Annotated in this window: 13 protein-coding genes; 4 read left to right on the plus strand and 9 right to left on the minus strand. The window is 59.0% G+C overall.

Annotation, left to right across the window (positions count from 1 at the left end; all coding sequences use genetic code 11):
• Nucleotides 1–117 precede the first annotated feature (117 nt).
• Nucleotides 118–2,817, plus strand: coding sequence for a magnesium-translocating P-type ATPase (mgtA, locus tag ACRAWE_RS04235; protein WP_063918589.1), 2,700 nt, complete (start codon nucleotides 118–120; stop codon nucleotides 2,815–2,817).
• Nucleotides 2,818–2,865: 48 nt separating this feature from the next.
• Here mgtA and ACRAWE_RS04240 read toward each other — a convergent pair whose 3' ends face one another.
• The 3 genes from ACRAWE_RS04240 to ACRAWE_RS04250 form a co-directional block, all read right to left on the minus strand.
• A complete protein-coding gene (locus ACRAWE_RS04240; protein WP_432524954.1) occupies nucleotides 2,866–3,639 on the minus strand; it encodes a DUF3307 domain-containing protein in 774 nt (257 codons plus the stop codon).
• A gap of 2 nt (nucleotides 3,640–3,641) precedes the next feature.
• Nucleotides 3,642–4,238: a hypothetical protein gene (locus tag ACRAWE_RS04245; protein WP_063918587.1), complete on the minus strand. Its 597-nt coding sequence runs from the start codon at nucleotides 4,236–4,238 to the stop codon at nucleotides 3,642–3,644.
• Between the two features lie 211 nt (nucleotides 4,239–4,449).
• A complete protein-coding gene (locus ACRAWE_RS04250; RefSeq protein ID WP_019453520.1) occupies nucleotides 4,450–4,629 on the minus strand; it encodes a hypothetical protein in 180 nt (59 codons plus the stop codon).
• Between the two features lie 221 nt (nucleotides 4,630–4,850).
• Between ACRAWE_RS04250 and ACRAWE_RS04255 the strand changes: the two genes are divergently transcribed.
• From ACRAWE_RS04255 to arsC, 3 genes are all read left to right on the plus strand, one after another.
• Nucleotides 4,851–5,177 carry a metalloregulator ArsR/SmtB family transcription factor gene (locus tag ACRAWE_RS04255; protein WP_019453521.1) on the plus strand — a complete coding sequence of 109 codons (327 nt, stop codon included), beginning with the start codon at nucleotides 4,851–4,853 and terminating at the stop codon, nucleotides 5,175–5,177.
• Between the two features lie 70 nt (nucleotides 5,178–5,247).
• The gene (locus tag ACRAWE_RS04260) at nucleotides 5,248–6,537 is read left to right on the plus strand and encodes an arsenic transporter (RefSeq protein WP_063918586.1); all 1,290 of its coding nucleotides are present in this window, start codon (nucleotides 5,248–5,250) and stop codon (nucleotides 6,535–6,537) included.
• 14 nt (nucleotides 6,538–6,551) lie between these two features.
• A complete protein-coding gene (gene arsC / locus ACRAWE_RS04265) occupies nucleotides 6,552–6,980 on the plus strand; it encodes a glutaredoxin-dependent arsenate reductase (RefSeq protein WP_063918585.1) in 429 nt (142 codons plus the stop codon).
• A 16-nt stretch (nucleotides 6,981–6,996) separates the two neighbouring features.
• Here the strand turns inward: arsC and benD are convergent, their stop codons facing one another.
• The 6 genes from benD to catC all read right to left on the minus strand — a co-directional run bounded on the left by benD (nucleotide 6,997) and on the right by catC (nucleotide 12,084).
• The gene (gene benD, locus ACRAWE_RS04270) at nucleotides 6,997–7,779 is read right to left on the minus strand and encodes a benzoate diol dehydrogenase BenD (protein WP_154746430.1); all 783 of its coding nucleotides are present in this window, start codon (nucleotides 7,777–7,779) and stop codon (nucleotides 6,997–6,999) included.
• A 2-nt stretch (nucleotides 7,780–7,781) separates the two neighbouring features.
• Complete coding sequence (benC, locus tag ACRAWE_RS04275; RefSeq protein ID WP_063918583.1) at nucleotides 7,782–8,807, minus strand: benzoate 1,2-dioxygenase electron transfer component BenC; 1,026 nt, start codon at nucleotides 8,805–8,807, stop codon at nucleotides 7,782–7,784.
• Nucleotides 8,808–8,822: 15 nt separating this feature from the next.
• Nucleotides 8,823–9,320, minus strand: coding sequence for a benzoate 1,2-dioxygenase small subunit (gene benB / locus ACRAWE_RS04280; protein ID WP_063918582.1), 498 nt, complete (start codon nucleotides 9,318–9,320; stop codon nucleotides 8,823–8,825).
• A complete protein-coding gene (locus ACRAWE_RS04285; RefSeq protein WP_211129625.1) occupies nucleotides 9,317–10,693 on the minus strand; it encodes a Rieske 2Fe-2S domain-containing protein in 1,377 nt (458 codons plus the stop codon). The genes benB and ACRAWE_RS04285 overlap by 4 nt, the downstream gene beginning before the upstream one ends.
• 87 nt (nucleotides 10,694–10,780) lie before the next feature.
• Nucleotides 10,781–11,710 carry a catechol 1,2-dioxygenase gene (gene catA, locus ACRAWE_RS04290; protein WP_063918581.1) on the minus strand — a complete coding sequence of 310 codons (930 nt, stop codon included), beginning with the start codon at nucleotides 11,708–11,710 and terminating at the stop codon, nucleotides 10,781–10,783.
• 83 nt (nucleotides 11,711–11,793) lie between these two features.
• Complete coding sequence (gene catC / locus ACRAWE_RS04295; protein WP_432524959.1) at nucleotides 11,794–12,084, minus strand: muconolactone Delta-isomerase; 291 nt, start codon at nucleotides 12,082–12,084, stop codon at nucleotides 11,794–11,796.
• Nucleotides 12,085–12,097: the final 13 nt, after the last annotated feature.

A 12,097-nucleotide genomic window follows, 5' to 3' on the forward strand; every position in this document is an offset into this window, starting at 1 on the left:
GGCCGGGTGATCTCGCCATTCAGTCGCGCTAATTAAACAAATTCCAAGCTGTGCATAGTCACCTGTTTATCGGGCGGGAGAACCCTGTGCGCAGAACTAAAATAAGAGAATAGCGTTATGACTCAGATTAATGAAAGAACGCACCGCCGTGATAAAGACGCGGTGAGCTACGCCATTGCGCAAGAGGCGACCAACAGCATCGCCCAGACGCTGGCGAACCTGAAGTGCAACCGCAACGGCTTGACCCAGGACGACGCCGATGAACGGCTGGAACAGTTCGGCGCTAACCAGGTCGCCCACGACAAGGCACCGCACGCCCTGATCCAGCTGATCAAGGCCTTCAATAACCCGTTTATCTTCGTGCTGATGGTGCTGGCTGCGATCAGTTTCTTTACCGATTATTGGCTGCCGCTCCAGAGCGGTGAAGAAACTGAACTCACCGGCGTCATCATCATCCTGACCATGGTCACGTTGAGCGGGCTGTTGCGTTTCTGGCAGGAATATCGCACCAATAAGGCGGCGGAAGCGCTGAAATCGATGGTGCGTACCACCGCTACGGTGCTGCGCCGCAGCAGCTACAGCGCGCATCCGCTGACGCTGGAGGTGCCGATCCGCGAACTGGTTCCGGGGGATATCATTCAGCTCTCCGCCGGCGACATGGTGCCGGCCGACGTGCGCCTTATCGCTTCGCGCGATCTGTTCATCAGCCAGGCGATTTTGACCGGTGAAGCGATCCCTATCGAGAAATACGATGCGATGGGCAACGTGGCGCAGAAGTCGAGCGAAGGGGAGGTCTCCAGCGAGAACGCGCTGCTTGAGCTGTCCAACATCTGCCTGATGGGCACCAACGTCGCCAGCGGTACCGCGACGGCAGTGGTGGTGGCGACCGGCGGGCGCACCTACTTCGGCTCGCTCGCCAAGTCGATCGTCGGTTCGCGGGCGCAAACCGCGTTCGATCGCGGGGTGAACAGCGTCAGCTGGCTGTTGATTCGCTTCATGCTGGTGATGGTGCCGGTGGTGTTGCTGATCAACGGTTTCACCAAAGGCGACTGGAGCGAAGCGGCGCTGTTCGCGCTGGCGGTGGCGGTCGGTCTGACGCCGGAAATGCTGCCGATGATCGTCAGCTCCAACCTGGCGAAAGGGGCGATCGCCATGTCGCGCCGCAAGGTGGTGGTGAAACGCCTGAACGCCATTCAGAACTTCGGCGCCATGGACGTGCTCTGTACCGACAAGACCGGTACGCTGACGCAGGATCGCATCATTCTCGAGCACCACATCGACGTCAATGGCGCCAGGGATAACGAGGTGCTGCACCTGGCCTGGCTGAACAGCTTCCACCAGAGCGGCATGAAGAACCTGATGGACCAGGCGGTGATCCGCTTCGGGCGCGGCAAACCGGGGATCGAAGCCCTGGGACGTTTCAGCAAGGTGGATGAGCTGCCGTTCGATTTCGTGCGCCGCCGTCTGTCGATCGTGGTGGCGGATGAGCATGGCAGACAGCAGCTGATCTGTAAGGGCGCGGTGGAGGAGATGCTGGAGATCGCCACCCACGTGCGCGAAGGCGACAAGACGCTGGAACTGGATGAAACGCGTCGTGCGGCGCTGCAGGCGCTGGCTCGCGAGTATAACGAAGATGGCTTCCGCGTGCTGGTGCTGGCGACGCGCGAGCTGGATGCGCAACGCTCGGCCGAACCGCTGAGCGTGGCCGATGAGCGCGACATGGTGGTGCAGGGGCTGCTGACCTTCCTCGATCCGCCGAAGGAGAGCGCGCAGCAGGCGATCGCCGCACTGCAGGAAAACGGCGTGACGGTGAAGGTGCTGACCGGCGACAACCCGGTGATCACCTGCAAGATTTGCCGCGACGTCGGGTTGGAGCCGGGCGAGCCGCTCTCCGGGCTGCAGATTGAACAGATGGATGACGAAGAGCTGGCGCGCGAAGTGGAGCTGCGCACGGTGTTCACCAAGCTGACGCCGCTGCAAAAATCGCGGGTGCTGAAAATGCTGCAGGCCAACGGCCATACCGTCGGTTTCCTCGGCGACGGCATCAACGATGCCCCGGCGCTGCGCGACGCCGACGTCGGCATTTCGGTCGATACCGGCACCGACATCGCCAAGGAGTCGGCGGACATCATTCTGTTGGAAAAGAACCTGATGGTGCTGGAAGAGGGGGTGATCAAGGGGCGCGAGACCTTCGGCAATATCATCAAGTACCTGAACATGACTGCCAGCTCCAACTTCGGCAACGTGTTCTCGGTGCTGGTGGCCAGCGCCTTCATTCCGTTCCTGCCGATGCTGGCGATCCACCTGTTGATTCAGAACCTGATGTACGACATTTCTCAGCTGTCGCTGCCGTGGGACAAGATGGACAAAGAGTTCCTGCGCAAGCCGCGCAAGTGGGATTCCAAAAACATCGGGCGCTTTATGCTGTGGATTGGGCCGACCTCGTCGATCTTCGATATTACGACCTATGCGCTGATGTGGTACGTGTTCGCCGCCAACAGCGTGGAACACCAGGCGCTGTTCCAGTCTGGTTGGTTCATCGAGGGGCTGCTGTCGCAAACGCTGGTGGTACATATGCTGCGCACCCAGAAGATCCCGTTCATTCAGAGCACCGCGGCGCTGCCGGTGTTGCTGACCACCGGGTTGGTGATGGCGCTCGGCATCTACATTCCGTTCTCGCCGCTCGGTGCCCTGGTTGGCCTGCAGCCGCTGCCGTGGGAATACTTCCCGTGGCTGGCCGCGACGTTGGTCAGTTACTGCGTGGTTGCGCAGATGATGAAGCGTTTCTACATTCGCCGCTTCGGCGAGTGGCTGTAAGCCGCCTCGGCGTTCACTTCGGGGGCGAAATGCTTCGCCCCCTCACCGCTACAGCAGTTTGTTGACCAACAGGCCGAGCATGATGGTCAGCGTGAAGGAAAACAGCGTGCCGAGCAGCACATACTCGGTACGCATCTTATCGTCGCTCTGGCGCAGATCGCCGAAACGGAAGATGGATTTGGCCGCCAGCAAAAAACCGATCGCCGGGATCTGCCCCAGCAGCACAAAGGTCAGGATCAACGTTCTCTCCAAGTAGCCAATCTGTTTGCCTGCGCGCAGCAGCGAGTCGTTGTCGGCCTTGGCCGAAGGCGGCATTTGCGGCGTCCAGCGCGCCAGCAGTTGCCCGATCAGCAGACTCATCGGCAGATAAATCAGGCTGTAGGCCACCAGCACCAGACCGGTTTGCCAGCTCCCCAGTTGCCGCCCCAGCGCGGCGAGCAGTTCAGCGGCATTCGGCGTCAGCCCTAGCCACAGCAAGGCGATCACCGCCAGATGCAATCCCTGATCGAGCAGGAAACTGCGGGCCGGGCTCAGGCGGGCCATGGCGGTGACTTTCAGCCAATCGATCAGGTAGTGGCTGAGGGCGATGACCAGCAGGCTGGCCAGCACCTGGCGTGAAGAGAGCCCGCCGTGCAGCAGGCCGAAACCGGCCACCACCCAGGCGGCCAGCACCCCGTGCAGCAAGGCGTGCAACAGCAGAAAACGCGAGCGCGCGCGATGTTGGATTTTATCTTCCACCCAACTCCGCGGCTGCAGCGGAAAATCCGCCAGCAAGTGGGCGAGCAACAGCCAGGCCAGCAAGGGCGTATAGGTCAGATCCATAGTCAGACGATCCTGTTAATGGCGTGAATAAACCGCATGATTTCCTCGTAGGCCGCGCGTTTCAGCGCGGCGGAGACCGTGGAGGCGGCTTTTTGCAGTTGGCCCGCCACGGCCGCGCCGCTGTCGGCGAACATTCTTGCCTGGACGATGCGCGCTTCGGTCTGTGACAGGCGGCTAATCACATGATCTAACATCGGCAGCAGATCGCTGACAATGGCGTTTGTCCGATCGTTGTCGGTTTTCAGAGCCAGCCGGCAATTTTTCGCCATGGCGTCCAGCGCGCTGCCGGAATTGATAAAGGCGCTGCCGTAACCGATGGCGTCGGGCCGCTGGCTGCCCAGCCCGACGGCGATGCGCGCATCCCAGTGCACGGCGCCCATCGCCCGCAGGGCAAGGCGAACGTACACCGCCAGAAACAGTCCGTCCTCGGGGGCGGCCTGCGCCTGGAAGGCGTCACCACGGAAAATCTCCACCTGATGCAGCCGCCCATCGCGCTGCAGCCGTTCGAGCAGGCTGTGCAGCCCGTTAAGATAGTTGACGGTGTCTGACCGGCGAGAATCGACCAGATCGCCGCTGATTACGCTGATTGGCGTCGGCATGGCGTGATCCGTTGTTGGTAGAAGGAAGACTATAAATTCGCATCTGGATGCGAATAAGTCAATAATTCGCTTTTTGGTGCGAATTTATCAACTTTTCGCCTATGGGGGCGAAATTCTGCAGTGAGGTGAGGGGGATGGATAGCCGGGAATGCGCGGGCCCGTCAGGCTCGCCACCGGCGATGTAGAGGAAAAGGGGCCGGCAACCGGCCGTTCAGAAGCTTTTGACCAGCACTTCACGCGGCATTTCGCTGCCGTGTTTCAGCAGGTGTTCAAACGATCTTTCGCTGCTTTTCAACTGCTGCAAAAACTCCTGTGGCGACAGATCGTGTTTTTTGCCGCTCATGTAAGCCAGCGCCAGTTCTTTTGCCTGATAGCGGGAGAAGTTGTACATGGTGTCCTCGATACGGTGAATGTCAGTGCTCACGATTGTAGCGAAAGAGCACATAATGAACAGCGGCTTTGGCGTATGGAATCGATAGCTGAAACTTAACTCGCCGATAGCCGGGCGTGCGCGATGACATGTCGCGTGAATTTATATTCGTTTAAACGAATATGATTTTGAAATGTTCCAGCGCTGGATTATAGTGGGGCAAAGAATACCAGGAGCGCATTATGTCGTCATTGACGCCGCTGAAGCTGTTTAAAAACTTGTCGGACGATACGCGTCTGACGCTGGTGCTGTTGCTGCGCCACGCCGGCGAGCTGTGCGTGTGCGAGCTGTCGGGTGCTCTGGCGCTGCCGCAACCCAAAATCTCAAGGCATCTGGCGATGCTGCGCGAAAGCGGGCTGTTGCTCGATCGGCGCGACGGCAAATGGATACATTATCGCCTGTCGCCGCATATGCCGGCCTGGGCGGCGGCGATTATTGAGCAGGCTTATCTGTGCCGTCCAGAGCAGGTGGCGGCGTTGGGGCAACGCGTGGCGAAAGGCTGCTCGTAACGGTAAAAAAATTTGCCGTTATATATTCGAAAAAACATATATGTAAGCTTGAGAGAGCAGTGAGGCAGCGATGATAGTAGCGGGGACGATCTTTATTCTGACGTTGATCTTGGTTATCTGGCAACCGAAAGGGCTGGGTATTGGCTGGAGCGCGTCAATCGGGGCGGGGTTGGCATTGCTGAGCGGCGTGGTGCACGTCGGCGATATTCCCGTGGTGTGGCAGATAGTCTGGAATGCGACCGCGACCTTCATCGCCGTCATCATTATCAGCCTGTTGCTGGATGAGAGCGGTTTTTTCGCCTGGACCGCCTTGCATGTCGCCCGTTGGGGCAACGGTAAAGGGCGCTGGCTGTTTACCTACATGCTGTTGTTGGGCGCGGTGGTGGCGGCGCTGTTTGCGAACGACGGCGCCGCGCTGATCCTGACGCCGATCGTGATCGCCATGCTGTCGGCGCTCGGCTTTCGCCCTGCGGCGGTGCTGGCTTTCGTGATGGCGGCAGGCTTTATCGCTGATACCGCCAGCCTGCCGCTGGTGGTGTCCAATTTGGTGAATATCGTTTCGGCGGATTTCTTCCACTTGGGCTTTACGGAGTATGCGGCGGTGATGGTGCCGGTCAACCTCGTCGCCGTGGCGGCGACGCTGGTGATGTTGCATCTGTTCTTCCGCAAAGATATTCCCCTGCGCTACGCGTTGGCGCGCTTACCGGTACCGCAGGAAGCGATCCGCGATCGCGCGACGTTTAGGACCGGCTGGGCCGTATTGGCGCTGTTGCTGATCGGCTTCTTCGGCCTGGAGCCGCTCGGCGTACCGGTGAGTTTGGTCGCCGCCTGCGGTGCGCTGGTGCTGCTGGCGGTGGCGAAACGCGGGCGGGCGATCGATACCGGCAAAGTGCTGCGCGGGGCGCCTTGGCAGATTGTGATTTTCTCGCTGGGCATGTATCTGGTGGTCTACGGGCTGCGCAATGCCGGCTTGACCGATTTGCTGTCCGGCGTACTGGATGCGTTGGCGCGGCAGGGGCTGTGGGCGGCGACGCTCGGCACCGGTTTCCTGAGCGCGTTTCTCTCCTCCGTCATGAATAACATGCCGACGGTGCTGGTGGGGGCGCTGTCGATCGACGGCAGCAGCGCGGAAGGCGTCATCAAGCAGGCGATGATTTACGCTAACGTTATCGGCAGCGATCTCGGCCCCAAAATCACCCCGATCGGCAGCCTGGCTACGCTGCTGTGGCTGCATGTGTTGGCAAGGAAGAACATCGTCATTACCTGGGGCTATTATTTTCGCGTAGGCGTGATGATGACGCTGCCGATCCTGTTCGTCACCCTGGCCGCGCTGGCGCTGCGGCTGTCCGTTTTGCCATAACCGGAGCAACTGACATGAGCGACATCAAAATTTATCACAATCCCGCCTGCGGCACGTCGCGCAACACGCTGGCGCTGATCCGCAACAGCGGCGCTGAGCCGGAGGTGATTTTGTATCTGGAAACGCCGCCCAGCCGCGAACGTTTGACAGCGCTGCTGGCCGAGATGGGCATGACGCCGCGCGCCTTGCTGCGCAAAAACGTCGAGCCCTACGCCGAGCTGCATCTGGACGACAGCGCCTGGAGCGATGAACAACTGATCGACTTTATGCTGCAACGGCCGCTCCTGATCAATCGCCCTATCGTAGTGACGCCGCTCGGCACGCGTCTGTGTCGCCCATCGGAGGTGGTTTTGGATATTCTGCCGGATCCGCAGCGCGGCGCCTTCAGCAAAGAGGACGGGGAGCCGGTGATCGATGCGCAGGGCCGGCGGATCATACGTTGATCCCCCGGCGCCTGTTTTACCCCAAATCGCCGCCGGCGACCGGCAGCACCGTTCCGTTAATGTAACTGGCTTCGGCGCTGGCGAGGAACAGAATAGCGGCGGCTTGTTCATCAACGCTGCCGTAGCGGTGCATCAGACTGCTGTCGAGCGTTTGCTCAACCACCTGCCGATACCAACTTTCCTCCTGTTGCGTCGGGGATTCGCGATTGCGTGGCGTCAGCCGCGGCGGCGCTTCGGTGCCGCCCGGCGCCGTGGCGTTGATGCGAATGCCGGCGCCGGCATATTCAAAGGCCAGTGATTGGGTCAGGGCGTTGACGCCGCCTTTGGCTGCGGAATAGGGAACGCGATTGACGCCGCGCGTGGCGACCGAAGAGACGTTGACGATCACTCCGCTCCCCTGCGCCAGCATATACGGCAACGCGGCGCGGCAACCCCATAGCGTCGGGAACAGCGAGCGCCGAATCTCCGCCTCAATCTGTTGCGGCGCATAGTCGGCAAACGGTCGTGCCCAGATGGTGCCGCCCACGTTGTTCACCATAATATCCACGCGTCCAAAGTGCTGTTGCACCTGATCCAGCGCATCGCGCGCTGCTTCCCAATGCTCCAAGTCGGCCTGCAGGGCGATGATATCGGCGCCGCGTTCGCGTAAAACGGCCACGACCTCTTCCAGATAGGGGGAGCGATCGATCAGCGCCAAACGGGCCCCTTCCCGAGCCGCGCGTTCGGCCACCGCTTTGCCGATGCCTTGAGCGGCGCCGGTTATTACCATCACCTGGCCGCTGAAACGTGATTTATCCATGGTCAACTCCTCCCATCGGCCTGGCTGGGGGCGAACTTCTCATAATGGAAGCTATGCGGGATAAAGGCGCGTCGCTGAAAATCGCCAAGCACCGCTTCCACCATCGGCGGCGGCCCGCACAGATACACATCCAGCTCACCGTTATTAAGCAGGCTTTCGTCGAGATGCTGGGTGACATACCCTTTATGCGTCGAAAACGACGTTTCACTGGCCACGCAGGTCAGATAGCTGAAATTCGCCAGACGCTGGCGATACGCCTCCAGCTGTTCCAGCTTGACCAGATCGTGGTCATGGGTGACGCCGTAGATCAGATGCACCGGCTGTTCGCTGCCGCCGAGCGCCAGATATTCCAGCATGGAAAGGAACGGCGCCAGCCCGGTGCCGCCGGCCAAAAATAACATCGGCCGCACCGGCGCACGCAGATAGAAACTGCCCTGCGGGCCGCGCAGACGGATCGCGTCGCCGGGGCTCGCCCGTTCGGTCAGATAACGGCTCATCATGCCGCCGGGCACGTTGCGCAGCAGAAAAGAGAGCTGCCGGCTGCCGGGCGGCGAACTGAACGAATAGGCGCGGCTGGCCGCACTGCCGGGAACGTCGATATTCACATATTGCCCCGGCAGGAACGCGATGCCGCGTTCATCATCCAGCGTCAGGCAGAACTCGATGGCGCTGTCCGACAGGGCGGTGGCGGAGGTGACGGTGGCGGTAAACATTTCGCTGGCGGTTTTACACATCGTCGAAGGCATCGGCACCTCGATGACGCAGTCCGAGAGCGGCACCATCTGACAGGTCAACACCCGCCGCTGTGCGGCTTCCTGCTCTGACAGCGCTTCGTCCAGATAGTCATCGCCCAACTGGTATTCTCCCTGTTCACAGTGGCATTTACAGGTGCCGCATACGCCGTCCGAGCAGTCCATCGGCAGATTGATCTTTTGTCGGTAGGCGGCGTCGAGTACTTTTTCATTCGGGTTGCATTGAATAAAGCGGCTGACGCCGTCTTCAAAATTAAGGGCAACGGTAAAAGACATACCTCACCTCCTGCATTAAAGATGATAAATATCAATTACATGATTGATATAGTCATTATCCAGACGAATTTTCTTGCGCTTAATTTGTAGCGCCTCCCCGCTAAGATCTATCCACAGTCGGGTTGAGCCGAAATAGGTGTCCGTGTGGTTGTAGCGGTGATAGAAGGTGGCCCAGTGGTAGTTCACCTCGGCCTGTTCCGCACCGGACGATAACAGCTCCACGTTGCTGATAAGATGCACCGTGCGCGGCTCCGGCATGCTGCTGGCGGCTGAGCGTTCGGTTTTTATGCGGTAAACGCGGTCTTCCAGGCCTTCGCGATTGGCGTAATAAATCAGCGAAATCTCGCTGTGAGGGTCCGTCGTCTGGCGATCGTCGTCAGCCCAGGCCGGCATCCAATATTCGACCTGCGGATGGTAACAGGCCAGCCAGTCATCCCACTGCCGGTCATCCAGCAGGCGTGCTTCGCGGTACAGGAACTGTTCCACCCGCTGTTGCAGGTTAAATGTGCTCATTGCGCCACCTCGTCGTGTCGTTGCTGGCGCTCCAGCTGGAGCAGCAGAATGTTTTGCCAATGATGATGCTGGCTGAGATACAGGGCCTCATCTTCCGGGCGCGGACCGGTCATGTCAGGTACGATCCCCAGCGCTTTGGCATTGTCGTCAGCCTGGCCCTCCAGCCAGCGGGTAGCGCCGCGGCTCAGATCGCTCCAGGGCATGTTGCCGGCGTTGAACCCGAGCTGGCAGGCGCGGAATTCCTCCAGATCGTCCGGCGTACCCATGCCGCTGACGTTGAAGAAATCCTCATACTGGCGAATGCGCAAGGCTCGCTCGTCGGCGTTTTCGCCCTTCGGCGCAAAGCAGAATACGGTCACTTCGGTTTTATTGACGGCAATCGGGCGCACTACGCGCAACTGGCTGGAAAGCTGGTCCATGATGTACAGATTGGGGTAAAGGCACAGGTTGCGGGTTTGGTTCACCATCAGGTCGGCACGGTGTGCGCCGAAGGCGTCGTTCAAACGGGTGAAGTGCCGATAAATGGGGCGGGACTCCGGGTTCAGCACCCGGGTCCACAACAGCAGATGACCATTCTTGAAGCCGTAGGCGCCACCGTCGTTTTTTGACGACCAGCAGTTGGCGTCCATGGTTTGGGTGCCGCTGGCGGCATCCCGATGCGCCATGGTGGAGACATAGTTCCAGTGCACCACGCTGACGTGGTAACCGTCCGCACCATTCTCCATCTGCAGCTTCCAGTTGCCGTCGAAGGTGTAGGAGGATGAGCCACGCAGAACTTCCAGCCCGCTCTCAGCCTGATCGACGATGAGATCGAGGATCTGTCGCGTTTCACCCAGATAGTCCTCCAGCGGTTGCACCTCATCGCTCAGGCTGCCGAACAGAAATCCGCGATAAGATTCAAAACGCGGCAGCTGTTTCAAATCGTGTGAGCCGTCCCGCTTGAAACAGGGGGGATAGGCGCCGGTTTTCTCGTCCTTGGCTTTCAGCAGGTTGCCGGCGTTATTGAAGGTCCAGCCGTGGAAGGGGCAGGTGAAGGTACTTTTATTGCCGGCCTTGCGGCTGGCCAACATTGCGCCCCGATGCGAGCAGCTATTGATCATGGCATGCAGCTGCATGTCTTTGTCGCGCGTGATCATCACCGGCTGACGCCCAACGGTGAGCGTGTAATAATCGCCTGAGTCGGCGATTTGGCTTTCATGCGCCAGATAAATCCAATTGCCTTCGAAAATGGCTTTCATTTCCAATTCAAACAGCGCCTCATCGGTAAAAATACCGCGGTTGCACTGATATATGCCATTTTCTTTATCAATGATTAAAGCATGATTTATTTTTTCTTTCAGCTTGGATATTGTCGGGTTCAATAATGAGTGCATATTCATGGCCTCATATAAAAGGGATTGACGGGCAATCAATAGCCGATTGCCCGTTATTGGCGTCGCTATTCTCTCGTGCGAAAAAGATTAATCTTGCAGCGCGCGGGGACGGTTTATTCTGTTTTGTTCGATGCGGTCCGCAGCGGCATAAAGCGTGAAATCAAACTGCACTTCGGTATGCGGGCCGGGCAGATCGCGTTTTGCCGCCAGCGCCGAATCGGTGATTTTCACCGGGGTGGCGATCAGCTCATCGCGGGTAGCGAAAGCAAAGTCATCCCACAGATAGCGGTCGCCATTGAGGTTGATTTGCGTCGTCAGGTGTTTATGCGCCGGTGCGGAGACGAAGAAATGAATATGTGCAGGGCGGTTGCCGTGGCGCCCCAGTCGATTAAGCAAAGCCTGAGTGGGCCCATCGGGCGGGCAGCCGTAGCCCGACGGCACGATGCTGCGCGCCGCGTAGCGGCCATCGGCGTCGGTGGTTATCCGCCGGCGCAGGTTGAAGCCGCTCTGCGATTTATCGAAGAAAGAGTAGTTGCCCAACGTGTTGGCGTGCCAAATATCGACCACCGCCCCCGCCAGCGGCTTGCCGTCGGCGCCTTTGACCTGGCCGTGCAGCCACATCACCTCGCCGTCGTCGTCGCCGTCGTCCATCCGCGCGAAGCCGGCGCTCAGTGGCGCATTGGCCACATACAGCGGCCCCTCGATGGTGCGTGGCGTACCGCCGCTCAGCCCTTGTTGACGTTCGCGCTCGTCGTCGCGCAGATCGAGGTAGTGTTCCAGCCCCAAGCCGGCGGCCAGGAGCGCCGCCTCTTGGTGTTCGCCCAAGACGTGCAGATAGTTGATCGCCTGCCAGAATTCCTCAGGGGAAATATCATAGCGATCGATGAGCTGACAAATATCGCCCAGCAGATGATGCATGATTTTTTTGAAACGCGGATCACCATTGTCATTAGTAAAACCGCTGCTGATTTCCAGCAGTTTGATAATGTCTTGACGTTGATTGAAGGAAATAGACATTGTGAATTCCTCATTGCTTATAATGTAGGTTATACAGAGAACAGGAATTAACAGCTAACCTTGCGGGTTATTATCCCGGTGTTTTATTTGTCATCGTCGCGGATCGATGACGGGTGTCGGCATAACGCCGTTACGCAAATTTTCATATAAGGGTAAAGCGGCAGGGCGAATAACAGCTCGTGCAGCTCGGCATTGCTTTCCACATCGAAAATGCTGACGTTGGCGTAGCTACCGGCTACGCGCCAAAGATGTCGCCATTTTCCGCTCGCCTGCAGGGTTTGCGAATACGCTTTTTCGCGCGCTTTTATTTCGTCGGCGAGCGCTTTAGGCATATCGAGCGGTAATTTCACGACCATTTCAACTTTGAACAGCATGGCGTAGTACCTC

It is taken from the genome of Serratia sp. BFP-2025, from assembly GCF_050880365.1.
GTDB classification, from domain to species: Bacteria; Pseudomonadota; Gammaproteobacteria; order Enterobacterales; family Enterobacteriaceae; genus Serratia; species Serratia surfactantfaciens.